This is a genomic window from Streptomyces sp. NPDC047841 (assembly GCF_040704085.1).
GTDB lineage: Bacteria > Actinomycetota > Actinomycetes > Streptomycetales > Streptomycetaceae > Streptomyces > Streptomyces argyrophylli.
Window position 1 is genome coordinate 58,550 of the sequence record NZ_JBEYRP010000032.1, and the last position, 25,880, is coordinate 84,429.

At 70.0% G+C, this 25,880-nt stretch carries 22 protein-coding genes and 4 pseudogenes; 16 read left to right on the top strand and 10 right to left on the bottom strand.

The genetic code is table 11. From position 1 onward, the window contains the following. Positions 1 to 93 precede the first annotated feature (93 nt). Together AB0947_RS36315 and AB0947_RS36320 are read left to right on the top strand one after the other, a co-directional pair. A complete protein-coding gene (locus AB0947_RS36315; RefSeq protein WP_366754643.1) occupies positions 94 to 543 on the top strand; it encodes a MarR family winged helix-turn-helix transcriptional regulator in 450 nt (149 codons plus the stop codon). 306 nt (positions 544 to 849) lie between these two features. Further along, positions 850 to 1,038, top strand: a pseudogene (locus tag AB0947_RS36320) (TetR-like C-terminal domain-containing protein); the annotation flags it as partial. A gap of 153 nt (positions 1,039 to 1,191) precedes the next feature. Here the strand turns inward: AB0947_RS36320 and AB0947_RS36325 are convergent. From AB0947_RS36325 to AB0947_RS36345, 5 genes are all read right to left on the bottom strand, one after another. Then, on the bottom strand, positions 1,192 to 1,335 hold the full coding sequence (locus AB0947_RS36325; protein ID WP_366754644.1) for a hypothetical protein: 144 nt from the start codon (positions 1,333 to 1,335) through the stop codon (positions 1,192 to 1,194). Positions 1,336 to 2,066: 731 nt separating this feature from the next. After that, complete coding sequence (locus tag AB0947_RS36330; protein WP_366754645.1) at positions 2,067 to 3,971, bottom strand: glycogen debranching N-terminal domain-containing protein; 1,905 nt, start codon at positions 3,969 to 3,971, stop codon at positions 2,067 to 2,069. Next, positions 3,968 to 5,323 carry a trehalase family glycosidase gene (locus AB0947_RS36335; protein ID WP_366754646.1) on the bottom strand — a complete coding sequence of 452 codons (1,356 nt, stop codon included), beginning with the start codon at positions 5,321 to 5,323 and terminating at the stop codon, positions 3,968 to 3,970. Before AB0947_RS36335 ends, AB0947_RS36330 begins: the two co-directional genes overlap by 4 nt. Beyond that, entirely contained in the window at positions 5,320 to 6,120 is an 801-nt protein-coding gene (locus AB0947_RS36340; RefSeq protein WP_366754647.1) for a sugar phosphate isomerase/epimerase family protein, read from the bottom strand. The genes AB0947_RS36335 and AB0947_RS36340 overlap by 4 nt, the downstream gene beginning before the upstream one ends. 19 nt (positions 6,121 to 6,139) lie before the next feature. Then, positions 6,140 to 7,186 (bottom strand): zinc-binding alcohol dehydrogenase, encoded by a 1,047-nt coding sequence (locus tag AB0947_RS36345; RefSeq protein WP_366754648.1) that lies wholly within the window; start codon positions 7,184 to 7,186, stop codon positions 6,140 to 6,142. Between the two features lie 127 nt (positions 7,187 to 7,313). Here AB0947_RS36345 and AB0947_RS36350 point away from each other — a divergent pair, with 127 nt between their 5' ends. The 8 genes from AB0947_RS36350 to nthA all read left to right on the top strand — a co-directional run bounded on the left by AB0947_RS36350 (position 7,314) and on the right by nthA (position 15,487). Continuing rightward, positions 7,314 to 8,717, top strand: a complete 1,404-nt coding sequence (locus AB0947_RS36350; RefSeq protein WP_366754649.1) for an extracellular solute-binding protein — start codon at positions 7,314 to 7,316, stop codon at positions 8,715 to 8,717. 31 nt (positions 8,718 to 8,748) lie between these two features. Further along, positions 8,749 to 9,768 (top strand): sugar ABC transporter permease, encoded by a 1,020-nt coding sequence (locus tag AB0947_RS36355; protein WP_366754650.1) that lies wholly within the window; start codon positions 8,749 to 8,751, stop codon positions 9,766 to 9,768. Next, positions 9,768 to 10,634, top strand: coding sequence for a carbohydrate ABC transporter permease (locus tag AB0947_RS36360; protein WP_366754651.1), 867 nt, complete (start codon positions 9,768 to 9,770; stop codon positions 10,632 to 10,634). Before AB0947_RS36355 ends, AB0947_RS36360 begins: the two co-directional genes overlap by 1 nt. Before the next feature lie 4 nt (positions 10,635 to 10,638). Further along, positions 10,639 to 11,853: an ROK family transcriptional regulator gene (locus AB0947_RS36365; RefSeq protein ID WP_366754652.1), complete on the top strand. Its 1,215-nt coding sequence runs from the start codon at positions 10,639 to 10,641 to the stop codon at positions 11,851 to 11,853. Between the two features lie 83 nt (positions 11,854 to 11,936). After that, complete coding sequence (locus AB0947_RS36370) at positions 11,937 to 12,836, top strand: Gfo/Idh/MocA family oxidoreductase (RefSeq protein WP_366754653.1); 900 nt, start codon at positions 11,937 to 11,939, stop codon at positions 12,834 to 12,836. Between the two features lie 254 nt (positions 12,837 to 13,090). Next, positions 13,091 to 13,216 (top strand): hypothetical protein, encoded by a 126-nt coding sequence (locus AB0947_RS36375; RefSeq protein WP_366754654.1) that lies wholly within the window; start codon positions 13,091 to 13,093, stop codon positions 13,214 to 13,216. Between the two features lie 1,010 nt (positions 13,217 to 14,226). Continuing rightward, positions 14,227 to 14,913 (top strand): nitrile hydratase subunit beta, encoded by a 687-nt coding sequence (nthB, locus tag AB0947_RS36380; protein ID WP_366754655.1) that lies wholly within the window; start codon positions 14,227 to 14,229, stop codon positions 14,911 to 14,913. Further along, complete coding sequence (nthA, locus tag AB0947_RS36385; protein WP_366754656.1) at positions 14,888 to 15,487, top strand: nitrile hydratase subunit alpha; 600 nt, start codon at positions 14,888 to 14,890, stop codon at positions 15,485 to 15,487. Before nthB ends, nthA begins: the two co-directional genes overlap by 26 nt. A 158-nt stretch (positions 15,488 to 15,645) precedes the next feature. Here nthA and AB0947_RS36390 read toward each other — a convergent pair whose 3' ends face one another. Next, positions 15,646 to 16,683: a LacI family DNA-binding transcriptional regulator gene (locus tag AB0947_RS36390; protein ID WP_366754657.1), complete on the bottom strand. Its 1,038-nt coding sequence runs from the start codon at positions 16,681 to 16,683 to the stop codon at positions 15,646 to 15,648. Positions 16,684 to 16,795: 112 nt separating this feature from the next. Between AB0947_RS36390 and AB0947_RS36395 the strand changes: the two genes are divergently transcribed. Together AB0947_RS36395 and AB0947_RS36400 are read left to right on the top strand one after the other, a co-directional pair. Next, positions 16,796 to 17,647 (top strand): phytanoyl-CoA dioxygenase family protein, encoded by an 852-nt coding sequence (locus AB0947_RS36395; RefSeq protein ID WP_366754658.1) that lies wholly within the window; start codon positions 16,796 to 16,798, stop codon positions 17,645 to 17,647. Further along, positions 17,640 to 19,052 carry a sugar porter family MFS transporter gene (locus AB0947_RS36400; protein ID WP_366754659.1) on the top strand — a complete coding sequence of 471 codons (1,413 nt, stop codon included), beginning with the start codon at positions 17,640 to 17,642 and terminating at the stop codon, positions 19,050 to 19,052. Before AB0947_RS36395 ends, AB0947_RS36400 begins: the two co-directional genes overlap by 8 nt. 157 nt (positions 19,053 to 19,209) lie before the next feature. Here the strand turns inward: AB0947_RS36400 and AB0947_RS36405 are convergent. Both AB0947_RS36405 and AB0947_RS36410 read right to left on the bottom strand, forming a co-directional pair. Further along, positions 19,210 to 19,347: pseudogene (locus AB0947_RS36405) on the bottom strand (IS5/IS1182 family transposase); the annotation flags it as partial. A 753-nt stretch (positions 19,348 to 20,100) separates the two neighbouring features. Continuing rightward, entirely contained in the window at positions 20,101 to 21,051 is a 951-nt protein-coding gene (locus AB0947_RS36410) for a PP2C family protein-serine/threonine phosphatase (protein ID WP_366754660.1), read from the bottom strand. On the opposite strand from AB0947_RS36410, the gene AB0947_RS36415 reads away from it, so the two are divergent. Continuing rightward, entirely contained in the window at positions 21,050 to 21,982 is a 933-nt protein-coding gene (locus AB0947_RS36415) for an aminoglycoside phosphotransferase family protein (RefSeq protein ID WP_366754661.1), read from the top strand. The genes AB0947_RS36410 and AB0947_RS36415 overlap by 2 nt on opposite strands. 142 nt (positions 21,983 to 22,124) lie before the next feature. After that, a pseudogene (locus AB0947_RS36420) lies at positions 22,125 to 23,364 on the top strand (IS701 family transposase). Between the two features lie 24 nt (positions 23,365 to 23,388). On the opposite strand, the gene AB0947_RS36425 reads toward AB0947_RS36420, so the two are convergent. Further along, entirely contained in the window at positions 23,389 to 23,847 is a 459-nt protein-coding gene (locus AB0947_RS36425) for a PPOX class F420-dependent oxidoreductase (RefSeq protein WP_366754669.1), read from the bottom strand. A 303-nt stretch (positions 23,848 to 24,150) separates the two neighbouring features. Then, positions 24,151 to 24,322 (bottom strand): annotated as a pseudogene (locus AB0947_RS36430) (hydrophobic protein). A 498-nt stretch (positions 24,323 to 24,820) separates the two neighbouring features. Here AB0947_RS36430 and AB0947_RS36435 point away from each other — a divergent pair. Further along, positions 24,821 to 25,009, top strand: a complete 189-nt coding sequence (locus AB0947_RS36435) for a hypothetical protein (RefSeq protein WP_366754662.1) — start codon at positions 24,821 to 24,823, stop codon at positions 25,007 to 25,009. Positions 25,010 to 25,117: 108 nt separating this feature from the next. After that, positions 25,118 to 25,735 carry a hypothetical protein gene (locus AB0947_RS36440; RefSeq protein WP_366754663.1) on the top strand — a complete coding sequence of 206 codons (618 nt, stop codon included), beginning with the start codon at positions 25,118 to 25,120 and terminating at the stop codon, positions 25,733 to 25,735. Positions 25,736 to 25,880: the final 145 nt, after the last annotated feature.

A 25,880-nucleotide genomic window follows, 5' to 3' on the forward strand; every position in this document is an offset into this window, starting at 1 on the left:
CGCCGCCAGGTGGTGCCCGCACTCGTAGACTCCCCACACCGGCCGTCTCCCCGGACGGCACCACCTCGTCGACAGACGGACGGACGGAACACTGTGGCGCACGCACTGGAACTGCACAACTACGTCGGGCACCTGATCCGGCGCGCGGAACAAGTGCACACCGCTCTGTGGTTCCGGCACGTGTCCCGGGAGATCACCTCCCAGCAGTTCGCCGTCCTCAATGCCCTCAGTCGCGACCCCGGCATCGACCAGCGCACCCTCGCGCGCTTCACCTCACTGGACCGCTCAACGGTCAACCACATCGTCCGCCGGCTGACCGACCAGCACTACGTCAGTCAGGTACGCGACGAGGACGACCGCCGACGGACCCTGCTGAGCCTCACGGACCAGGGGTCCGAACTGCTCGATTCCCTGATCGGCCCGGCCGAGGACATCAACGAGCAACTTCTCGACGCGCTACCCGGCGACGAACGGAAGCTGGCCATCGAAATCCTCCGCAAGATCGCGTCGTTGGACGCCGGGTCACTCAGCGACGGCCCGTAAGCCCGGTGAAGGGCGGGCCGTCCCCGCAGCGAGGAAGGACTCACGCCTTGACTCACCACGCCCTGCGCATCGCACCTTCCTCGACGCCCCCGCAGGAAGCCGGGGCTACGCCCGCCACGGGGACGGGCCCCGTCATCGGCCGCGCCCTGCGCATCCTCAGTGCCCTCGGCGCAAAACGTCCTCACCTGTCCCTGAGCGAGCTGGCCCGCGATCGGGTCTGCCTGTGTCCACCGTGCACCGCATGCTGGGTGACCTGCTTATGTGGGGCGCTCTGGAACGCGACGCGCAAGGCCGCTACCGCATCGGGCGCACCTCGCCCAGCACCGGCAATGGGCCGCCGGCCACCCCGCACAGCCCGCCGCCCTGCGCCGCGCCCTGCTCTTCTGGACACGCCTGCACGGCATCCTCTCCCTGGAACTGGCAGGCCGCTTCACCGGCATGGGCCTCGACCGGGCCGAGCTCTACGACAACGAACTGCGCCACCTGAGCCCGTAAACGCTCCCTCCAGATGCAAGATGTTGTTCGGTCGCCCGTGGCCGAGCTGTCGACGGTCGCCTATGCCCAGGGGTTGGCGGGCAGCAGAACCTGATCTTCGTCGCCGACGGCGAGGAGCCCGCGCTCAGTCGGCGGCGCGGGCGTGACTCCGGATTAGCCCCCTGGGGGCGGCAGCGGGCTCAGGTCGTCACGTACGCGCAGGTAGCGGACAGGGTGGCGGTAGCGGCCCTCGTCCACCGCGGTGTCCCCGGCGAACTCGACCACCACGTCGGGCACGACCGGCCGGTGGTCGATCACCTCGCGGGGTGCCCCAACCGGCCGAGAAGCGGCGGTGCTGCCACGGGTGCTCCGCACCGCCTGGATACAGCAGGCCGCCGACCTCCCGCCGGGCCGTCGCCGACAGCGGTGCCGTCCGCGCGATGAACCGCAGCCGGCCCGACTCGTCGTAGCGGCCCAGCAGCAGCGTCGACGGGGCGGCCATCCGGCCCGTCACGGAGGCGACAACGGCTTCCGCGCTGACGCGGGCTCGTACCTTGATCCAGCCCCTGCGGCCCGGCTGGTACTTCTGGGCCAGGCCTTTCACGACGACGCCCTCGATGCCGGCCGCGCCCCACGCCGGGTCGAGCCAATCCTCGGCGGTCGCCCGGTCGGTGGTGGCCGGGCACAGCACGAACGGCACGGCCAGCACCTCCTCGGCGAACAGCTCTGAACAGGCGGCTGCCGCCCGTTGTGGGCTGTCCGCCGCCCCCGGCACGGTGACCCGGCACTGCGATGGCAGGAAGGTCCGCGGCTACGTCATCCGGATCGAGGCGTTCGACACCGACGCCGCGGTCACCGCCACCGAACTACTGCGCTTCGGGCACTCCTGGGCCACCGCCCACGCCATCGACGCCGCCCGCCCGTCAGCCGCGCACCCCGCCGGCCGGTACCTGTCCACGTTGACGCCGAAGACGTACGCCGACACCGGCGTCCAGGCCGTCGTCCCGGGCACCGACCCGGCCGCGCGCGTCCGTGGGGAGTTGCCGGCTTCACACCATTCGCAACGCCGTTCGCAGGGCGAGCGGGGTCGCCGCGGCCCAGGCCTGCGGGGAGCACGAGTGGGGGTAGGGCACCGGGCGGACCGTGGCCGTACGGTCGTAGCCGGCCAGCACCTCGGGCAGGCGGTACCCGTAGGGCGCTGCCGCCGCCACCAGGCCGTCCACGACCGCGCCGACCTGGTCGGCGAGTCCGTACCGGGCCAGGCCGAGCGCGATGACTGCGTTGTCGTGCGGCCAGGCGCTGCCGCGGTGGTAGGACAGCGGATGGTAGGGCTTCTGGCCCGCGGCGAGCGTCCGGATCGCCCAGCCGGAGAAGAAGTCCGGCTCCAGCAGCCGCTGTCCGACCCGGCGGGCCCGTGCCGGGTCGAGGATTCCCGACCACAGGAGGTGGCCGGCGTCGGAGGCGAGGACGTCGACCTGGCGTCCCCGGCCGTCCAGGGCCAGGGCGGGGAAGTCGGTGTCCGGCATCCAGAAGTCGGTGACGAAACGGGTGCGCAGCCCTTCGGCGGCTTCGCGCAGGCGGCCGGCGTAGGACGGGTCCTGCCAGACCGCGGCGGCCAGTTCGGCGGTGCGGACCAGGGCGTCGTAGGCGTAGCCCTGGGCTTCCGAGACGGCGATGGGGCCCTGGGCCTGTGTGCCGTCGGTGAAGCAGATGGCGCCCGCCGAGTCCTTCCAGTTCTGGTTGACCAGGCCGTTCGGGTCGGGCTGGTAGACGAGGTAGCCGTGTTCGTCCAGGCCGCCGTCGGTGAACATCCAGTCGACGGCTCGCCGGGCGTGCTGCTCCAGCCGAACGGCCAGGGACGAGTCGCCGGTCGTCTCGTGGTGGGCGTGGAGCAGGACGAGGAAGAGCGGTGTGGCGTCGACGGCGCCGTAGTAGCGGCCGTAGGGGACCTGCCGGAAGTGCGCGAGTTCACCGTGACGGGTCTCGTGGACGATGCGTCCGGGCTGTTCGCCGCTCACGGGGTCGTGGAGACGGCCCTGGGTCGCCGCGAGGGCGCTCAGGGTGGCGGCTGCCGTCCCGGGCCGCTCGGGCAGCAGGAAGTACGACGTCAGCAGTGAATCGCGGCCGAAGAGGGTGAGGAACCACGGGATGCCGGCGGCGGGGACGGCGACCTCCTCACCGTCCAGGCCGGTGACCGCGACGGTCAGCAGGTCCACGTCGGCCAGGCCCCGTTCGCAGGTGCGGGCCAGGTCGTCGGCCGGCGCCGTGGTCTGTCGCCGCGGCCGTGGCACGGCGGGAGCACCGGCCGGCAGTCCGTGCGGCAACGCGCGGACGGTCAGACAAAGTTCGGCCTCGCCGTGCGCGGCGAGCGGCAGCTGCCACCGCAGCGTGCGGGCGGTGGGCAGGCCCACGACTGTGTCGTGGCCGGTAGGCGGCGGGTGGCTGACGACGGTGGTCCGGGAGTGCCAGTCGGCGCGGTGGTAGTCGAAGACCAATCCGTCGTCGGTGTGCTGGCTCTCGCGGCGGGCGCCGGGCTTGGCGTAGCGGCGGTCGTCCGCGCGCAGTTCGAACAGGTCGGCGAAGTCGGCGTCGGCGGTGATCTCCACCAGGGCGGTGACCGGCTCGGGACGGTTGCTCACCAGGCGCAGGTGTTCGGTGAACTCCCCAGCACCGACAGACTGTTCGCGGAAGACGGTGAAGGCTGGCGGGTTGTCCCGGGTGCCTCTCGGGGTGAGGACGCAGACGGCGGTGTCGTCCGTCGTGGCGTCGGCGGGTACCAAGGCGACGGGTTCGGTGCCGTCGACAGTCAGGTGCCAGCGGCTGAGGTGGCGGCCGTCGCGCAGGAACAGTCCGTCGGGTGCGGTGCCGTGGGTGCCGTGGATGCCCCCGGTGGTGTCGACACGGGCGAAGGTGGCGTCCCGCACGAGTTGGACGAGGGTGTCGGCCGGGGTCATGGGGTGGGCTCCTTGGGGTCGGCGCACAGCAGGTCGAGCGTGAGGGCGGCGGTCCAGGAGAAGTGCCGGGCGCCCCGGGCAGCACCGGTGGTCGGGTCGACGTACTCGGCGAAGTCGGACCGTCCCGCCTCGCTGAGGAATCCCCGCCGCAGCCGTTCGGCGTCCTGTTCCCGGCCGTGCGTGCGCAGACCGCGGTGGATAAGCCAGGCGGTGTTGAACCAGGCGGGGCCGCGCCAGTAGCGCTGGGCGTCGAAGGCGTGGCCGGTCAGGGCGTAGCTCGGGACGAGCTGGGTGGCCGGTGCGTCGAAGCGCGGGCCGGTGAGGGTGTCGACGAGGCGGCTGACGACGTGCGGCGGCAGGTGGGGGGCGAGGAGCGGTGTCAGGCCGGTGACGGAGTCTTCTCCGACCAGGGTGTCGGTGGCCAGATCGCGGACGCGGAAGAGGCCCGCGTTGTCGTCCCACAGACGGGTCATCAGGTGTCGGGTGAGGGCGTCGGCGCGGGCGGAGTGCACTGCGGCGTCCGCGCGGGTCTCCCGTGCCATGGCCGCGAGAGCCCGTTCGCTGACGATGAGCAGGGCGTTGAAGCAGGGGTCTTCCACTGCGAAGGTGTGCCGGGCGGCGTGGTCGTCGTAGCCGGCGTCGCGGTAGTCGGTGACCAGGCGGACGTAGCGGCCGTAATCCAGGTCGGTGGGTCTGTCGGCGGGATGGCCGTGGTTGAGGTCGGCACGGCGGAAGGCGTCCGGAGCGGCCGGTTCCACGCGTACGAGGGCCTGGTCCCAGCAGGGGCTGTTGTCCATGCCCGGTTCCCAGGGGTGGACCACGGCGGCTAGTCCGCCACCGCCGAGGTCACGTTGGCCCAGGAGGTAGTCGTGCCAGGCGGCGAGGCGGGGGCGGACTCGGGTGAGGAAGCCGCGCCGGCGGGATTCCTCGGGGTCGGCGCGGTGCACGAGCCAGGCCGCCAGGGCGTGCACTGGTGGCTGGACGATGCCGGACGTCTCGGGTGCCGCCGGCGCGCCCGCCGGCCGCCCGGCGGCGGAGGAGCGCCAGAAGTCGGGGCTGGGGAAGTAGGCGTCGTCCGGTACGGCAGGGTTGAAGACGATGTGAGGTATGCGTCCGTCGGCCCACTGGGCGGACAGCAGTGACTCCAGCTCCTGCTGGGCGCGGCGGACCGAGAGGTGACGCAGGCCGATGGCGATGAAGGCGGAGTCCCAGCTCCACTGGTGGGGGTAGAGGGTGCGGGACGGAACGGTCGAGGCGCCGGTCCAGTTGTCGATGAGGACCCGCGCCGCACCGCGCCGCAGGGTCAGGTCTGCGGCGGCGGTGGGCGCGGGTCGGTCCAGGAGGGACTTCACGCGCCGGACCTCTTGAGGAACGCGGGGACGGACCGGACGGCTTCGACGGGGTCGCCGGTCAGCCGGCATTCGAGGGCGAGGTGGCCGTCGTAGCCGATGGTGTGCAGGGCGCCGAGCCAGGCGGACCAGTCGAGGTGGCCGGCTCCGGGCTGGAAGCGGTTGGAGTCGGAGACCTGGGCGTGGCCGATGACGTCGGCGTGCGCGAGGATCGCGGCCGCGGGGTCGCTCTCCTCGATGTTCATGTGGTAGCTGTCGATGCCGATCCTGATCGAGTCCAGGCCGGTGGCGCGGATCAGGTCGGCGGCCTGCTCCAGCCGGTTGACCATGTGGTCCTCGTACCGGTTCAGCGGCTCCAGGAAGAGGGTCACACCTTCCCTGCGGGCGTGTTCGCCGAGTTCGGTCAGGCCGCTGAGCAGGATCTCGCGGTCCTCCTCCTCGGTGCGCGGGGGTTCGAAGGGCGGCAGACGGCGGGAGAACATGCCGTACGAGGCCGGGGTCTGGGCGCCCCGGCCGCCGATCTCCGCGATGACGGTGAGCTGGGATTTCATCTGGTCGACGGCGTCGCGGCGCAGGTCCGCGTCGAAGGCGCCGAGGAAGTGCAGCATGTCGACGCACACGGTGGGCATGACCACGCCGTCCTTGCGGGCCTTCTTCAGTTCGTCGAGGCGGGAGGCGAAGTGGAAGTCGCCCTTGCCGCGCAGTTCGATGGCGTCGTAGCCCGCCTCCTGGGCGAACTCCCACTTGGCCTGCAGGGTGTCTCCGGGCAGGAGTTGTTCCTGCGCCGCGGTCTTGAGCATGAGGGGCCTTTCGAAGCGTTCAGAATTCCAGCACGACCTGCAGCGCCTCGGCGGGGCGCTCGTCGAGCAGCACGTAGGCGTCGGCGGCGTCGGCGACCGGGATGACGTGGCTGACCAGGGAGGTGACGTCCACCTGGCCCTCGGCGACCAGCCGCAGGAAGGTCTGCTGGAGGCGCTCCACGGTCCAGCGGTGGGACAGCTGCGGGGGGACGCCGCCGATCTGGGAGCAGATGAGCTGCACGCGGTTGTGGTGGAACTCGTCGCCGAGGCGAAGGCCGATGCCGTCGCCCTGGTAGAAGCCGGAGGCCACCACCCGGCCGCCGACGGCGACCGAGCGCAGCGCGGTGTGCAGGGCGGGGTAGGCGCCGCTGATCTCGATGGCGAGGTCGGCGCCGAGGCCGCCGGTGGCTTCGCGGATGCGTTCGGCGACCTCGTCGGTGCGGGCGTTGAGGGTGTGCCGGGCTCCGTAGCGCTCGGCGGTCTTGAGGCGGCCGTCGAGGGCGTCGACGGCGGTGACGCGGGCGCCGTTGAGTTGGGCGAGGCGGGTGGTGAGCAGTCCGATGACGCCCTGGCCGAAGACGGCGACGTCCTCGCCGAGGTGGATGTCGCCGGCCAGGACGGCGTTGTAGGCGATGGCGCCGACCCGGGCGAAGGCGCCGGCCAGCGGCTCCAGGCCGGCGGGCAGGGTGTGGCCGATCATGCGCTCGGCGGGGACGATGCCCTCGCTGCGGTGGCCCCAGATGCCCCAGACCAGGTCGCCCGCTTGCGGCAGGCCCGGGGTCCCGGTCAGGTCGGGGGCGGCTTCGACGACCTCCCCGACCTCGGAGTAGCCCCAGCCGGCCACAGGGTACTGGATGCCGGCCGCGCCGTCGCGGAACAGCCGGGCCTCGGGGTCCCAGGTCCGCGTCAGGTACGGGTTGGTCCCGCGGTAAGCGGTGAGTTCGGTACCGGCCGAGATGCCCGAGTAGCGGGTGCGGACCCTCAGGTGCCCGGGGGGCAGATCGGCTCCGGCCTGCTCGGTTACCTCCACCTGGCGGGGGCCGGTGAATTGGACGACGCGTTCCACGGATGACTCCGGAAGGGGGTTGCGAGTGCGGTTGCGTCGACAATATCCCGAGCTTATGTCTTGTCAACCAGCAAAAGTGATGCTGTGATGCGTCTTCAACAGACGGAAGTCGTAGCAAGGACATGCAATGCACACCATGAGCCGGCGATCGAAGACGATCGCGGTGGGCATCACGGCGGCCTTGGGCCTGGGGCTGCTCACTGGCTGCGCCAGCAGCACAGGACCGGGCAGACCCGACCGGGAGATCACGGTCTGGTCACAGGAGAACCTCCCTGATCGCGTCGCCGTGACGCAGAGGATCGTCAAGGGGTTCGAAGAGAAGACCGGCATCAAGGTCCACCTCGTCGGGGTCGACGAGGGCCAGATGCCCCAGTTGATCATGTCGGCCGCCGCCTCGGGCTCGCTGCCCGACGTCATCGGCGCCGCGCCCATGGGCCAGGTCTGGCAGATGTACAGCAACGGCCTGCTCAACACGGACATACCTCGGCAGATCATCGACGGGCTGGGCCGGAAAACCTTCAACGCCAACGCGCTCAGGCTCACCTCGGACAGCGGCCGGAGCCTCGGCGTGCCCTCCGACGCCTGGCTGCAGTTGCTGGTCTACCGCAAGGACCAGTTCGACTCGAAGCACCTCGAGGCTCCGGACACCTACGCCCGGGCAGTCGCCGGCGCCAAGGCGCTGACCACCAAGGGGCGCTACGGCATCTCCGTGGCCACCGACCCGGGAGACGCCTTCACCTCGCAGAGCTTCGAGAGCATCGCACTCGCCGACGACTGCCAGCTCGTCGACGGCCGGCACCAGGTCGCCCTCGAATCGCCGCAGTGCCGAACCGCGTTCAAGACCTACGACGAGCTGGCCCGCACCTACGGCGCCCCGGGCACCCAGACCGTGGACTCTACCCGCGCCACCTACTTCGCGGGCCAGTCCTCCTCGATCATCTGGTCCTCGTTCCTCCTGGACGAACTCGCCGGCCTGCGCAAGGACGCCCTGCCCAGCTGCCCGCAGTGCAAGGACGACCCGCGGTACCTGTCACGCAACAGCGGCATCGTCACCGCGATGAAGGGCCCCGACGCCGCCCGGCCCGCCCAGTTCGGCGAGATCACCTCATGGGTGACCACCAAGACCGCCGAGACGGCGGCCTCCCGCGAGTTCATCGAGTACATGATGGGCACCGGCTACGAGTCCTGGTTCGGCATGGCGCCCGAGGGCAAGATCCCCGTCCGGACCGGCACCGCCGCGCAGCCCGGACGCTACCTGGAGGCCTGGCGCCACAGCACCATCGGCGTCGACACCAAGCAGCCCTTCGACAAGGTGTACCCCGCTAGCCTGCTCAACCAGCTCGCCGACGGAGTCAGCAACATGCGGCGCTGGGGCATCACCCAGGGCGAGGGCGCGCTCGTCGGCGCCACCAACGGCGAACTGCCCGTGCCGAAGGCCATCGGCGCCATGACCAGCGGACAGATCTCCCCCTCCGAGGCGGCCGGCGAGGCCGACGACGAGGTCACCGCCCTGCAGAAGTCCCTCCAGTAGCCGCCCTCCTGCACGTTACAAAGGTCCCCTCATGACAACAGCTCCAGCCGGCGCACCCCAGCGCCGGCACACCGGCGGCAGGTCCACGGACCGGCCCGCCGAACGCGCCCGCCGCCCCATGACGACGAGCCGCCGCGCCAACCGCGCCGGCCTCGCGTTCGTCTCACCCACGTTCGTGGTGGTCCTGGTGGTGGTGATCCTCCCCATCCTGTGGACCGTCCTGCTGGCGTTCCAGCACGCCAAGCTGGTCGACATCCAGGGCATGGGCCTGTTCGGCAACTGGACCCTGGACAACTTCGACCAGGTCTTCGGCTCGGCCGGTTTCTGGTCCAGCCTGACCACAACCCTGCTGTACACCGCCGGCGCCACGTTCGGCTCCGTCGCCCTCGGCCTGGTCGCCGCGCTCGCCCTGCGCAAGCCGTTCCGCGGCCGCGGCCTGCTGCGCGCGGCGATGCTGCTGCCGTACGTCGCCCCCGTCGTCGCGGTCTCCTTCGTCTGGGAGGTCGCGCTCAGCCCGCAGTACGGCGTGGTCAACAACTGGGGCCACCGCCTGTTCGGCTGGGACGATCCGATTGCCTTCCTCTCCACCCGCTCGTACGAAGTGCACCTGTTCGGCCTGCACTTCGACGTGCCGCTGGCGCTGCTGACCGTCATCGCCTTCGAGACCTGGCGGTACTTCCCGTTCGCGTTCCTGTTCATCCTGGCCCGGCTCCAGGCGGTGCCCGGCGGGCTGGAGGAGGCCGCCCTGGTGGACGGCGCGACCACCACCCAGCGGTTCCGCCACATTCTGCTGCCCCAGCTGATGCCCGTCATCGCGTTGCTGTGCGTGCTGCGCTTCATCCTGACCTTCAACAAGTTCGACGACGTCTACCTGCTGACCGGCGGCGGCGCCGGTACCGACGTCGCCGCCGTGCGGGTCTACGACTTCCTCACCGCCCGTTACGACGTGGGTGCCGCGGCCGCCCAGGCCCTGGTCCTGGCCGTCTCGCTCATGGTCCTGATGGGCCTCTACTTCAAGTTCTTCGGCAACAAGGTCCAGGAGGAGTCGTGATGAGCCGGGCTCAGTTCGAGGAGAGATTCTTCGGCGTCGCGCGCTGGGTGGTCATCGCGTTCCTCGCCGTCATCACGGTGGTGCCCTTCTACTACATGCTGCTGCTGTCGCTGAAGCCGATCGACGCGCTGCTGCTCGACCCGGGCTCCCTGTGGGTCTCGGCGAAGGACTTCACCCTCTCCACGTACCGCGACGTGCTGCGCTCCACCGACGACGGTGGCCAGGGCTTCCTGAAGTTCCTGCTCAACTCCGCGCTGGTCTCGCTCGGCACCGTCGCCCTGACCATGCTGGCCGCGGTACCCGGCGCCTACGCGATCAGCCGGTTGAAGTTCTTCGGACACCGCCAGGTCAGCGCCCTCTTCCTCGCCGTCTACCTGTTCCCTGCGACGCTGCTGGCCGTCCCGCTGTTCGTCGTCTTCGCCAAACTGCACCTGTCCTCCAGCCTGTTCGGCCTCGCCGTCGTCTACGTCGCCCAGACCGTGCCGGTGGCCATCTACATGCTCAAGAACTACCTCGTCACCATTCCCCCCTCGATCGAGGAGGCTGCGGCGCTCGACGGGTGCAGCCGGCTGCAGACCGTCCGCAAGGTGGTTCTTCCCCTGGCCCTGCCCTCCCTCATGGCAACCGGGCTGTACGTCTTCATGATCGCGTGGAACGAGTTCCTGTTCGCCCTGCTCTTCCTCGCCGCGGACCCGGGCAAGTGGACGGTGCCGCTGGGCCTGGCCCAGCTCTCCAACGGCGTCGAGGTGCCGAAGACCGTACTGATGGCCGGATCGGTGGTCCTGACGATCCCCGTGGTACTCCTGTTCTTCGCCGCCGAGCGGCTGCTCACCGAGGGTTTGACCAGCGGTGCCGACAAGAGCTGAGACCATGAGGGAACCGATGCTGACACCGAGCCAGATCAGCGCGGGCGAGCTGTTGCAGCTCATCCGCGGCGGCCACGCGAACACCCGCGCCGATCTCCAGCGGATCACCGGGCTCTCGCGTTCGACCGTCGGCCAGCGCCTGGACCTGCTCAACCGGGCGGGATGGCTCAGGCACGTGACGGGTTCCTCCACCGGAGGCCGTCCGTCCCAGCGGATCGTGTTCGACCCGAGGCACGCCTCGGTCATCGCCGTGGACCTGGAAACCAGATACGCCCGCGCCGCGGTCCTCGATCTCAGCGGCACGATCCTCGCCGAGAACACCGGGCCGCTGGACATCACCGAGGGGCCGGAGGTGGTGCTGGACCGACTGGCCGGGTGGTTTCCGGACCTCCTCGCCGCCGCGGGTGTCGACGCCGGGCACGTCTGCGGGATCGGGCTGTCCGTCCCCGGTCCCGTGGAGTGGGAGACGGGCCGGGTCATCCAACCGCCGATCATGCCCGGCTGGGACCGGTACCCCATCCCGGAGCGTCTTCAGCAGGCCTACGCCGAGCACGTCGGCGGCAGCCTGGAGGGGGGGCCCGTCCCCGTGCTCGTGGACAACGACGCCAACCTCATGGCACTGGCCGAACAGCAGGCCAATCACCGGGACTGCACTGCGTTCGTCCTCGTGAAGGTCTCCACCGGCATCGGTGCCGGTGTCGTGGTGGACGGCAAGGTGTACCGCGGGATCGACGGCGGCGCCGGCGACATCGGGCACATCCGCCTGCACGACCGAACCGACGTCTTGTGCATGTGCGGCTCCCATGGCTGCCTGGGCGCCGTCGCCAGCGGCCGGGCGCTGGCGAGGGACCTGAGCGCCCTCGGTTTCGACGTCGCGTCGGCCACCGATGTCAGGCGCCTGCTCACCGAAGGGCACCCCGACGCCGTCCGGCTGGCCCGGGAGGCCGGACGGAGGGCGGGCGAGGTTCTCGTGACCGTGGTCAGCCTGCTCAACCCCGGCGTCCTCATGATCGCCGGCGAGCTCTCCGGGGTCCCGTTCATGACCGGTGTCCGGGAGCTGCTCTACCAGCGCGCGTTCCCTCGTGCCACCGCGAACCTCCAGGTCGTCACCTCACGCCTGGGCGCCCACGCGGGCGTCATAGGGGCGGCCGCCATGGTCGTCGAGATCCTCTACTCCCCCGACCGGGCCGACGCCCGGCTCGGCTCACTCACCGCTTGAACGGGCCGCCCACGCGGATCCGCCACGGCGAGCGGGGCTGCCGGGCCCCGCGCGCGCAGCACACTCGTACAGACAGGAAGACCGTGACCGTCACCTCTGCCCCTTGGACGGACCGCCCCGTCGAGGTCGGCCTCGTGGGCGCGGGCCCCTGGGCCCGCGCCATGCACGCCCGCATGCTCGCCGCCGGGCCGGAGACCCGGCTCGCCGCGGTGTGGGCCCGCCGCCCCGACGCCGCGCGGCAGACCGCCGCACCCTACGGCGCACACGTCGCCGCCTCCTTCGACGACCTCCTCGACCGGTGCGAGGCCGTGGCGTTCGCCGTCCCCCCCGCCGTACAGGCTGAACTGGCGCCGTCGGCGGCACGACGGGGAAAAGCGCTGCTGCTGGAAAAACCGCTCGGCCCGGACCTGCCTGCAGCACAACGTGTCGCCGACGCCGTGCTCGACGCGGGCGTGGTCTCACAACTCGTCCTGACCAAGCGCTACCACCCGGTCACCGACGCCTTCCTCGACGCCGCGCGGGGCCGCGAGGTCAGCGGCGCCCGCTCCTGCTACCTCCACGGAGCGTTCCTCGGCGGCGACTTCGCGACCGGATGGCGCCTTGAGCACGGCGCGCTGCTCGACCTCGGCCCGCATCTGCTCGACCTGCTGGACACCGCCGTCTCGCCCATCACCGCGATACGCGGCTCCGGCGACCCCCGCCGATGGATCGAACTGACCTGTGAGCACGAGAACGGTGCCGTGAGTCAGGCGTCCCTGTCGGGCTCCGTCGTCGTCGACCGCGCGCTCACCCGGGTCGAACTCTTCGGCTCCGAAGCCCCGTTGAGCTACGACACGGCGGAGATCGACCACGAGGAGTGCTGGCCGATCCTGCGTCGCAGCTTCGCCACCGCCGTACGCACGAACCAGCCGACGGAACTCGACGCAGCGCGCGGGCTGTATCTGCAACGTCTCATGGGCGAGGCGATCCGGACGACGCCGTGACCCCGGTCCGACGAACATTCGCTATGCATGCTCTCCTTCACGATCGTCATGTGATGCCCTCGAGGCATGGCTCGCCGGTGAGCCACCTGATACGGAACATGTCCGGGACGCAGGAGACGAGGGCGGTCGCGACCGTGATGGTCACGGCGCAGGCCGGCAGGACTGCTGGGCTGCGCCCCGACTGGGCTGCGAGGGGAGTGATGAGGAGGCCGGGGGGTTGGGAGGGCGCGCGCCGCACACCGCATCCGTACCTCGTGGAGCTCCTCGCCGACGACCCCCGCGCTGCCGAGCTGGCCCGCTCGGTCAAGACCATCGCCGAGTTGCTCACCTCCATCGGCTGGAGCCGCCGCGAGCAGCCGAGAAGCTCCTCGTCCGTCTAGATCTTCGCCGGATGCTTCGGCCTCGCCGGGAACTTCGGCATGGAGAAGGCCACTACGAGTCTCCGAGAAGATCGCACGGGAGGGCATCCTCGCCAAGGCATCGTTCAGTCCTGACCGGCGGATCCTCGCCGACGGGTTCTCCTGCCGCACTCAGGTCCGCGACCTCGCCGGCCTCGACAGCCGCCACCTCGTACAGATCATCGCCGAAGCCCTCCGGCGCTCATCGACCCCAGGAAAGTGACCCCGGCCAGTGGCGTAGGGGCGCGTTGTCAGACGCCGAACGGCGGTACCCGCCGCACGGTGGGCAGTCCTGTAGGGGTGGGGGCCGACTGATCGTCCCCCATGGTGCGACGTTGTCCCGTCGCGGCACACCGCGGCGGGATTCACGGGGCGGACGTTCAGGTCATCGGGGCAGCTGCGGCCCGCCCGGTGCCCGAGACGACCTCGGATGCGAAGGGATGAGCCCACCGTATGGCGGCGACAGCCGACCGGACGTAGTGCTCACGGTACCGGTGTGCTCGCCAGAAGCCGGGTCGCCTCACCCGGCAGAGGGACCTCACCGGGACAGGGACTGATCACGCAGCGCAGTGGACCCACCGTGGAGTACAGCGTCCGGCTGTCGCCGCAGTCCCACACGAGTTCGGTGTCGGCCGGCACGGTGCCGCGGACGCGCAGGGCCGCGCGGTGGCGGTCGAGGATGCTTGCCCTGGTCGGCTCGCTGTGCCTCGGCGCTCTGGCGGGATCGAAGCGAGAGACACGTCAGCCGGTCAGGGGGACCAGGTTGACAGCGGGCCCGACTCGGGTCACCCCTTGCTTGCACCGCCGAGGAAGCACTGCCCTGGCGCGGACCCTCGTCGGTGGAGTCCTCTCGTGCGCCCACCGCTTGCACACCCCACCAATAAAGAGGATATACTCGTAATCGCCAGGGTCTGATGGCGCAGCTGCGCCCCCCTGAGGCCGATACCAGACGATCCAGTGGATGCGCCTGAGCAAACGAGGGGTGTTGTGCAATGGATGGCATAGCGGATATGGGTGGTACGTCGGGCTGGGGCCCTGTTCCCCCACCTGAAGTCGATGAGCCAGTCTTCGCGGAGACGTGGCACGGCCGGGCATTCGCGTTGGCGCTTGTCTCGTACGGGGTGGCCGGAGGGAACGTGGACGCCTTCCGTCACGCGCTGGAGCGACTGGACCGAGACGCCTATCTGAACGACGGCTACTACGGACGCTGGCTCAACGGCGCGGAGCTGATGCTTACCGACAGCGCCATCCTGGCGGCGGGCGCGGTCGACGCCCGCGCCCGCAACCTGCGCGGCGAAGACGTGAAAGAACCGCCTATCCCGGAGCCGGCCCTGCCCGACTACGCGCCCACCGCGCCGGGCTCGCTTCGCACAGTAGACGCCGCGCCGGTCTTCGCCGCCGGCGAGCGTGTACGCGCCAAGGACATGTCACCGGCAGGACACTCCAGACTTCCGCGGTACGTACGGGGACACGTCGGAGTCGTCGAACGCATCCAACCCGCAGCCGTGTTGCCGGACACCAACGCCCACTTCCAGGGCGAGAACCCGCAGCACGTCTACTCGGTGCGATTCCGCTCACGCGAACTGTGGGGCGCCGATGCCAGATCCTTCGCCCTCACCGTAGAGCTGTTCGAGAGCTACTTGGAGAAACCGCATGAGCACCACCAGCCCAACGGGTGAACGCCTTCCCGTGGCCCTGCGCACCGAAGCACTCGAGCAGCTGCTCACCGAGCGCGGCCTGATCGACCCGAAGGTGATGGACGGGATCATCACCACTTACGAGACCAACGTGGGACCGCTCAACGGCGCCAAGGTCGTCGCCAAGGCATGGACCGACCCGAACTACCGGCGGCGACTGCTAGAGGACGGTACCGCGGCCATCAAGGAAATGGGTTTCGGGGGCCCGATGGGCCAGCACATCGTGGTCGTGGAGAACACCCCGATCACCCACAACGTGGTGGTGTGCACACTTTGCTCGTGCTACCCCTGGCCGGTGCTCGGCCTCCCACCGAGCTGGTACAAGGACCCTGCCTACCGTTCGCGCGTCGTCAAGGATCCCCACTCGGTACTGGCCGAAATGGGACTCGAGCTCGACGACGACGTGCAGATCATCGTCCGGGACTCCACCAGTGAGGTGCGCTGGCTGGTGCTGCCCGAACGCCCGGCCGGCACAGAGCACCTGACCGAGGAGGAACTCGTGTCCCTGGTGACGCGGGACGCGATGGTCGGCGTGGCCAAGGTGGCCGCCCCATGAGCGCGCCGCTGGGCACCAAGAGCCCGGCCGTACCGCCCCGCTGGACTAGCGTCGCGGACGCTGACGGTGAGGACAGCGGCGGCCGTCCCAGCGAGTCGAAACCTGGCCCGCGGGATACCTGACGACCAGGTTGCCCGACTGGCCGCTTTCGCACACCATCAGTGCGTCGGCTCGTAAGACTCCCCTGCACGTCCCACGGTGCTGGCACGGATCTCCAGGTGGTGGGGGACAACGATGTCCTGCGGCGGCACCGAAGCCGGGCTGTATATGCGGTCGGCGAGACACTGCAGCACGCGCTCTGCGATCTGCCGCTTGTCCGGCACGACCGTCGTCAGGGCGGGGTTGGCGTAGCGGGCGTCGTCGATGCCGTCGAAGCCCATGACCGCCACATCCTCCGGGACGCACAATCCCCGGTTGTGGGCGCAGTGCAGCGCGCCGAGGGCGAGTTCGTCGGTGAAGGCGAACACGGCATCGGGCTCCGCGCCCTCGTCGAGCAACGCTGACATCGCGGCGTAGCCGTCCTTGCGGTGCAGGGTCTCGACGGTCCGTTCCAGGGCGGGGTCGGGAGCGAGACCGGCGCGGTCGAGGGCCGCGTGGTACCCCTCGTGGCGCTGGCGGGCGGTGCCGTTGTGGAGGTGCGGCTGCAGGCCGATGGCGGCGATGCGGCGGCGTCCCAGGCCGAGCAGGTGGGTGGTCGCTTCGTCGGCCGCCGCCACGTTGTCCACGGCCACACGGTCGGCGAGGCCAGCGGGACTGCGTTCGCCCAGGAAGACGAGGGGCGTCCGCTGGGCTCGTGCGGCGAGTTCCTCGGGGCGCAGGGCCCAGGGGCTGATGATCAGGCCGTCGACGAGCCGTCCGCCGGTGCCTTCGAGTAGGCGGCGCTCGGCGTCGGGGTCGCCGAAGGTCTGGTCGATGACGACGGTCCAGGAGCGCTGTTGCGCCGCCTGCACGACGAGTCCCGCGAGTTCGCTGAAGTACGGCGAATGGAGTTCGGGGATGGCCAGACCGATCAGCCCTGTGCGGCCGGCGCGCAGGTTGCGGGCGGCGACGTTGGGGCGGTAGCCGAGTTCGTCCAGGGCGGCCTGGACCTTGGCACGGGTGTGCTCGGCGACGGCGCCGGAGCCGCTGACGACGTTCGAGACGGTCCTGATCGACACCCCGGCCAGGGCGGCGACGTCTTTGAGGCGGCTGGTCACGCCGGACATCTTCGCATGGGTCCCGGAGCCATCGAAATAGGGGCGGCGGGAGGTATTGCAACGAAGAATGCAACGTTGCAACATAGAGGCTCCCCCACCGAGGAGCCGCATTGTGAGTGCACATCTGTATCCCGGAACCACGCCCTCCGCCCTCGACGCCGACGTCACCGCCGACGTGGAGGCCCTCTACTCCGACGGCATCACCGCACGTAAAGGCGCTTTCAGCGTTCAGTGGGCCGACGTGCTCCGCGAGGACGTCGACCTCGCGTTCAAGGAAGCGCTGTCCCGGCCGGGCGGCGCGGTGGGACGCGGGCCGAACCGCTACTACGTCGAGATCCATCCCGAGCAGATCAGGGGCTTCGTAGACCTCGTCGACCACCCTTGGGTGCGCTCCTTGTGCACCGCCGTGCTCGGCCCGGACTACCGTATCGTCGAGATCGGCTTCGACGTGCCGCTGGAGGGCGCCGTCAACCAGCCGTGGCACCGGGACTTCCCGATGCCGGAGGAGACCCGCAGGGAACGCCGTCTGACCTCGCTCGCGTTCAACGTCACCACCGTGGACACCGCCGAGGACATGGGTCCCTTCGAGATCGCGCCCGGCACCCAGTGGGACGACGGCGCCGAATTCGACCACGGCATGTTCCCGCCCAAGTCGCAGTACGCCCACTACGTGGAGCGCGCCGTGCGCAAATACCCGCAGCGCGGAGACATCTCCGCCCGGACCGCTCTGACGATCCACCGCGGCACCACCAACCACTCCCCGCGCCCGCGCCCCGTCCTCGTCCTGGGCGTCGACGGCCCCGAGGCGAACAACGGGGAGCGGCACGACCTCGCCGTCACGTACAGCTTCTGGGAGCAGCTGCCGGAGCGGGTGCGCCGTCACCTCGACTGCCCGGTCGTGGACGAGTTGGTCCCGGTCACGCAGAAGCACACCATCGAGGGTCTGGTCATGGGCGATGCCTGAGCTCACCGCGCAGCGCCCGCGCGACGCGCGCACCGCGGGCCGGCACCCTCGGCAGTTGTATGCGGTGGCCGCGGTGTCCGCGCTGGGCGGCCTGCTCTTCGGATACGACACGGGCATCATCTCGGGCGCCCTGCTGCACCTGCGTGAGGACCTCCACCTGTCGTCCCGCGCGCAGGAGGTCGTCGTCAGTGTGATCCTCGTCGGCGCGATGGTCGGCGCTCTGTGGTCGGGACGCCTGGCGGTACGGCACGGACGCCGGCGCGTCGTGCAGTGGGTGGCCGTGGTCTTCGCCGCCGGAGCGCTCGCCTCCGCGGTCGCTCCGGACACGGGCGCGCTGATCGCGGCCCGTTTCGTGCTGGGGCTCGCCGTCGGCGGCGCCTCCAACATGGTGCCCGTCTACATCGCGGAGGTGGCGCCCGCGGCGATCCGCGGCCGGCTCATGGTGCTGTTCCAGCTCATGGTCGCCATCGGCCAGTTGGTGTCGTACCTGTGCGGCTGGCTGCTGACCGAGCACGGGGGCTGGCGGGTGATGTTCGCACTGGCGGTGATTCCGGCAGCCGTCCTGGCCGTGGGCATGATGAGGCTGCCGGAGAGTCCCCGATGGCTCGTCGAACGCGGCGACGCCGAGTCCGCTCGCGCCGTCCTCACGCGGCTGCGGCCCGTGGGCGCCGACGTGGACGCGGAGATCGCGGGCATCAGCGAGGTCTCCGCCCCGGCCGGGGACCGGCGCGCGCTGCGCCAGCGGTGGATCCGTCCGGCGCTCCTGGTCGCCGTCGGCATCGCCGCCTTCTCCCAGTTGACGGGCATCAACGCGATGGTCTACTACGCGCCGACGATCCTGGCCGACGCCGGGTTCGGGGACTCGGTCGCGTTGCTGACGGGCGTGGGCATCGGGCTGATGCTGGTGGTGGCCGGCGTGACGGGGGCCATCGCGGTCGACGCGCTGGGCCGGCGGCGCACGATCCTGTGGTTCGTCCCCCTGTCGGGACTCGCGATGGCCGTGCTCGGCGCGGCCTTCCTCGGCGGGGGTGCACAGGCCCCGAAGCCCCTGGTCATCGTGGCGCTGTTCGCCTACATACTCTGCAACGGCATCGGCATCCAGTCGGTGGTGTGGCTGATCGCTCCTGAGGTCCTCCCCCTGTCGGTACGGGGGCCGGCCACCAGCCTGGCGACTCTCGGAGTCTGGGGGTTCGACCTGCTGATCGCCGTGACGGCGCTCAGCGCGATCGGGGCGATCGGACGGTCGGGCACGTTCTTCGTGTACGCGGCGATGAACGTACTGTGCGTGGTGTTCGTCGCGCTGAAGGTGCCGGAGACCCGCGGCCGGTCCCTGGAGGACATCGAGAAGGCGCTGCGCACGCCGGGCTCGTTCCGCCGCAACCTGAGCGCAGCCGCGTCCGACTGACCACCTTTCAGGCACTCGCCGGACACGAGAATCCGCCCCCGTACGCGAACGCCTGCGGCCTGCGAGGAACCAGCGGCCCGTTGCGCCGACGGTGGTCGACCACGTCGACGGCCCGCGCCCCGCTGACACACACGCCTGCTTCGCCATCGCTTAGACGTCATCTGAGTCTGCGGTAGCAGATGAGGGTGCAGGCGATGCTCGTGAAGGCGAGGCAGTGTTCGGCCTTGCGCTCGTAGCGGCGGTGGAGTCGGCGGCAGCCGGCGAGCCAGGCCATCGTGCGCTCTATGGTCCAGCGGGCCGGGGCGGCGTGCCCCCGGCCGGCGGAAAAGCAGGGCCCACCGGCCGCGGCGCCCCTGGGACGCGCGGCCGCCCCGTCGCCGCCCGTCACACGGAGTGACTGGCACCCACGCGGCCGAGTCCCGGGCAGCGTCGAGCAACCGGTCCACCCCGAGCCCGTCGCGGGCCGTCGCGACACGCACATCCTCGCCCGCCACCCGCCGCGCGAACGCCGCCAGGGACGCCGCCTGCCAGAACAGCACGCCGCTGCCGGTCTCCGCCGGAACGGCAGGTGGTACTGGTGGAAGCGGATGCTGTGGTCCTCGGTGGCGCCGACCACGTTGATCGGTGACCAGGCCGAAGGAGCGCGCCGGACAAGATCGTGCGGGGCATGACCCACCTCTCGTGCTCACCCCGAGCTCCATCAGCGTATGAACGCCGTCGTCGGCCCGCATCTGTCCGCACCTCCGCTTCCGGCCCGCGGGGCGTACGCAGTCGGCCTGTGATCAAGCCACCCGTTCGGCTCCGTGTGCCTGACTGGCACGGGGCGGCACCCCGCTGCGCGCGTTGTGCATGCCCTCCGGGCGGTGGTGTCGCGTCCAGTCCCCGAGTCCGGTCGCGACCCCACCGGGTGCCGACCCGGGAACGCCAGCGCGCGCCCGAACGGGGCGAACCGGCTGCGGTCGTTGCGCGGGCGGGGCTGCAGTGTCGCCCGAACGAGCGCCGAGCGCAGCAGAACCCTGCCAACCGCACCCAGACGCCGGCGGGCGGGTCACGGCGGTCCTGCGCCAGAAAAGCCGTTGATGGCTGGCTTGTCCATGCAGCCCATCTTTCGCAATGCAGGTTCACGGACGCCCGCGCTCGGCAACTTCAATGGAGGCCGGAGAGCCAGAACGGCCATGTCGTCGTGTCCGTCGCTGCAGTGTTCGTCTGTCAGGGCCTGCACGAAGGGGCGTAGTGGCAGGTGGGCGTGGCGCGCGACGGTAGCGGCGAGGTGGTCCAGCCCGACGTTGATGGGTTGGTGAGGATGCTCGATCAGTCCGTCGGTGAACAAGACGATGGTCGAGCCGGCCGGCACGGTGTGGGTGTGGTCGCGGCGTGGCACGGCGATGTCCACGTCGAGGGGCAGATCCGAGTCGATGGCGAGGCTGTGGGCGTGTCGGTCGGGGGTGACGAGGATGGGCGGGCAGTGTCCGGCGGAACTCCATCGCAGTGTCCATATGCCGGGTCCCGCAGGTTCGAGTCGTGCGAGGCAGGCTGTGGTGACGGGAGTGTCCGTGATGGCCTGCAGAGCCCGGCCCAGGCGGGTGAGGAGGTCGCTGGGGGATGAGTCGCTGTCGTACATCAGCGCCCGCAGCATGGGCCGCGTCTGTGACATGGCAGCGGCCGCGTGCACGTCGTGGCCGAGTACGTCGCCGATGACGGCTGTGCAGGTGTCGTCGGAGATCAGGAAGGCGTCGTACCAGTCGCCGCCCAGGAGACCGGGTGTGGGGGCGGGCCGATAGGCAGCGGCAGCCTGGAAGGGGCTCAGGTCCGGCAGACGTGGGACCAGGAGCCGCTGAAACTGTTCAGCCTTGTGCCGGAGCCGCCGGAACAGTTCGGCGTCGTCGACCGCTAGTACTCCAGCTGTACATCGCGATCTTCGTAGTGCGCGGTCCGACGGGTGGCAGCGGCCGGCTTGGGCTTGGTGGCTGTGGCGGGCTGGCGCGTAGGGTGCCAGCATGATCGCGATGCCAGAGGAGTTCGCACAGAGCACTGTCGACCGCGAGGGGGAGGCCGGGGCGGCGTGGCTCGCCGAGCTGCCCGGGATCGTCGACGAATTGCTGGGGCGCTGGGGGTGCGTGCCGGATGGCGAGGTCATGCACGGGGGCGTCGGGGTCATCGTTCCGGTACGGCGGCGGGCTGAGGAGAGCGCCGTGCTGAAGGTGTCGTTTCCGCATCCCGGCAACGTCCATGAGCCGGATGCGTTCGCCGCGTGGGGCGGACGCGGCGCCGTCCTGCTGCATGAACGCGACGACGAGCGGTTCGCGATGCTGCTGGAGCGGGTTCAGCCGTCGACCCTGGCGGAGGTCGAGGATGGCGACGAGGTTGTGACGGTGGCCGGGCGGCTCAATCGCCGCCTGGCCATCCCCGCACCGTCCGGCCTGCCCCGGCTGCGTGAGCAGGTCGATGCCTGGGAGGAGCAGTTGTGCAACGACGCCGAGGAGTTGCCGCATGCACTGCCGCAGCAGGTGCTGGATGCCGCCGTGGCGACTGTTCGGGAGCTGGGTCGGGACCAGCCGGACACTCTCATCCATGGCGACCTCCATGCCCGGAACATCCTGCGTGCCGGCCGAGAGCCGTGGCTGGCTGTCGACCCCAAGGGGTACGTGGGAGATCCCGCCTACGATGGCGGGACACTGCTGAAGTCGCGCGCGCTGACGCTCCTTGAAGCGGATGACCTGCCGAAGGCTGTCCACCGCGTCGTGGACGTCTTCGCCGAGGCCGCGGAACTCGACCGTGAACGCGTCCAGCGGTGGGCCCAGTTCCATGCCGTCCAGGCTGCGTTCTGGGGCCGCCGCCACGGTTTTCGTATCGCCCGCAGTGGACCACGGCTGGACTGGCTCACTGAATTCGCCGACTGTCTGGCGGAGTTGCTCACCGAATGCTCGTAGAGCGTGATGGTGCTGGCCGGGTCCGGTGGGGGACGAGTGCGACCACGGTTGATCATCGTGAGCTGTGTGGACTGACGATGAGATGGTGGCCGCAGGTCACAGCATAGATCCCGGTCGGCGGCGGGAGGCGTTCGCGGCGGCCATGGGCCGCATCGCGGGCCGGTTCGCTCGATACGAACCCCGCCTGCGAGCCGGGCGACTGGTACTGGGCCTGCTGTCGGACCTGCCCCGCAAGAACTGCTAGACGATCGCGGAGTGGGTCGGGGAGGCCAGCCCGCACGGTATGCAGCATCTGTTGTGCCCGGCCGCCTGGGATGCCGAGGCCGGCCGCGACGACGTGCGCGAATACGTCGTCGCGCACCTCCACGACGAAGCCGCGGTGCTCGTCGTCGACGAGACCGGCGACGTGAAAAAGGGCATCCACACCGTCGGGGTCCAGCGCCAGTACACCGGCACGGCCGGACGGATCGAGAATGCCCAGGTCGCGGTCTACCTCGTCTATGCCGGCGCCCGGGGACACGCGGCGGTGGACCGGGAGTTGTACATTCCGCGTTCGTGGACGGGCGATCCGGATCGCTGCCGGGCGGCGGGGCTCGGCGAGGACACCGTCTTCGCAACCAAGCCGGACCTGGCCCTCAGGATGATCGAACGGTTCTGGGATGCCGGACACCGCGTCGGCTGGGTCACGGGTGACGAGGTCTATGGCGGCAACCCGAGACTGCGCGCGGCGCTGGAGGAGCGCGGCATCGGCTATGTCCTTGCCGTGGCCTGCTCGGCCGAAATGGCCACGGGTGCGGGGAGGTTCCGCGCCGATGTCCTGGTGAAGAAGGTGCCGAAGCGGGCTTGGCAGAAGCTCTCGGCCGGACGCGGTGCGAAGGGACAACGGTTCTACGACTGGGCCGTCGTCGACCTCGTCGAGCCGACGCCGGGCAGCCACCAGCTCCTGCTCCGCCGCAGCCGCACCACCGGCGAACTCGCCTATTTCCGCTGCCACTCCGCCGAGCCAATCCCGCTGACTGTGCTGGTCAAGACCGCTGGTTCGAGGTGGCGCGTGGAAGAGACCTTCCCAGGCCGAGAAAGGGTTGGCGGGACTCGACGAGCACCAGGTTCGCCGCTACCGCTCTTGGACCCGTTGGGTCACCCTCGCGATGCTCGCCCACGCCTTCCTCGCGGTAGTCCGTGCCGACGAACACGCCCGCAGCCCGGCCCCGGACGGACTGGCCCCGCTGTCCTGCAACGAGATCCAGCGCCTGTTCATCACGGTCACCGTGCAGCCTCGCCACGATACGGCCTACCGGCTCGGCTGGTCGCACTGGCGGCGGCTCCATCAACAACGATCCCTCACCAGCCATTACCCGCGACAAGCCGCATCCCAGACATGAAGATCGCGATCTACAGCTGGAGTACTAGCCGCTGATGTCGAGCGCTGTTCCGTACAGCCGGTCCACCTTCAACCGGATGACCACTCGGCGCTCGGCGACCAACTGTTCCAGAAACGCATCTTCATTCTCCGGCTTCGCGGCCTGAGGAATCATCCCGAGCAGCTCCCGACCAACCGCATCGCCAGGAACCGTCGTGATCTCGGAGACCTCGGCCTCGCCTTCGGCAACGGCGAACGACCACACGTCACCGCCCTGCACATGCAACGCCGCACGCGGGTCGCGCCGCAGGTGCCCGACCTTGATGCGGTCGGCCGTCGTCGAGAACCGCACAATGCGGGCCTCGGAGTCCCAGCTGTACAGCATGGTGGTCAGGTGGGGGTGGCCACTGCGCTTGACGGTGGCGAGCGTGCCGAACTGTTGCCTGCCAAGCATGTCGGAGAGGGCTTCGTCCGACAGTGAGCGAGACGCTGGTCCTTGAGTCATGACGTGGTCAACATCCATAGCCACCCGACAATCTCGTGCACGCCGTGCCCCCCTCACTTTCACAACACGCCCCAGATGCACGCGCGATACGCACCGGCCCCGCAGACAGGAGGAGCAGGGTTCCACTGCTGAGCCTGCGGGGCCGGTGCATGACTCACGTACCCTGCGGTGCGCCCGATAAGCCCGTTCCCTCCCAACCGCAGCAGGCAAGCTTCTCTTTTCACGCCAGTGGGCCCGGCCGTATCGGCCGGGCCCACTCATTGCTTGCGCGTGGCGCGCTCCTCGCGCCGGGTGCTTTTTCGTCTACCAGCGGTACCAGCGGCCCTTGCGGCCGCCACTGTCCGCGGAGCGCACGACGAAGCCGAGAAGCCACACGATGAGCACGATCACTGCGATCCCACCACAGTGCCTTCAGGGCGAAGCCCGCACCGAAGAGGATCAGAGCCAGCAGAAGAACCAGAAGCAGGGGAACCATCGTTATCAACCTCCTGACCACCGGATGCCCTTACTCCAGCCCTACAAGCACACAAAATAAGAGTTACTTCCAAGGAATCAGGGGCATACGCGCGCCGCACGCCATCGACGGTTCCCCCCTTCTCCCATCTCACGCGCCCCGCACACGCAGCAAATATCACTCAAAGCTACGCCGTGGCCTTGGGTTTGGTGGGGCCCATGCGGGAGCGCGCGCACAGCCGGCACCCCAGACAGGCGACCGAAGAGACTCCAGCCGTGACCACCAGCGGATAGGCCGAACTCAGGCCGGACAGCGCGCCACCGCCCGACGAGTTGCACAAGGGCCAGGCAAGTACGTGGACGACGCGCACGAGGCCGGCGCGGCGCTGTGAATCAATCATGGCACCCTGGCGGGTGTCGCCGCTCTGCGTTGAAGCCAGGGTTAGGGCCGACGCCGCCGCCGGCCGCCGTGCCGATGGCGCCCCAGCCGGGGGCGGGCGGCGGCGGGCGGAACAACGCCGTGCTGTTCATCGTCGTCGCGGCGGCCGTCGCCATCGCGCTGATCATCGGCGGCGGCATCTGGTACGCCAGGTCCTCCGGGGACGACGGCAGCGCACAGAGCTGTCGACTTGAAGTGGCGGTACGTAACTTGTCGCGGGACACGGCGTTGTTTGGTCTGGTGGCAGGTGCCGTGCTCCACGCTGAGTGAGTCAGGATCCTGCGCGCAAACAGCCGTGCCGCCACGAACAGGCGACGGCTGGGGGGACCTTTGACGGACGGGTGGAGCCGACGGGGCCGGCGGAGGATGTACGCCTGGGTGATCGTGCTCGTGGTCACGTGCTTTGCCGCAGCCATCGGGCTCGGGCATCTTCGCGGTCCGGCCTTGGAGGTGCCAGCGAGTTCCTCCGCCCGAACGGAAGAACTCATCGCAGACGGAATGCCGGGGCTCGGATCTGAGCAGATGATCCTTGCCTTCGATTCTCCTATCTTGCGCGTAGACGACAACCCGTACCAGGACGCCGTGTCTCGCTGCGCTCAGATCGTGGCCGCTGTTCCCGGCGTCGGCGGGGTGCTCGCGTTGCCGCACGGCCCGGAGCGCGACCCGCACCACGTCTATCTGTTGGTCGGGGTCCGGGGAGACCATGCGGAGCAGCAGCGGGTTGCGCCGCGGGTGGCCGCCGCGGCCTCCGCCGCCGTGTCAGGGGCGTCGCGGGGGCGGGTCACGGTCGCCTTGACGGGTCTGACGCCCGTCTTCGCCGAGATGGTTGCTGCGGATCTGAGGGACATGCGGCGTGTCGAGCGTTCACGCTCCCGGTTGCGCTGCTGCTGCTCGTCCTGGGTCTCGGGGCGGTCGGGTCTGCGCTGCTGGCGCTGGCTGCGGCGGTCGTCGGTGTCCTGGTCAGCGTCGGCGCAGTGGCAGCGCTCAGCTTCGTGACGCCTCTGAACACCCTGGCCGTGGCAGTCGCTACAACGGTCGGCTTCGGGCTAGGAGTTGTCGTCAAAGTGTCAGGCCCACATCAGGAGTGATGCGAGGGTGACGGCTGCTTTGTAGGACTGGGCGGTCTTGTCGTAGCGGGTGG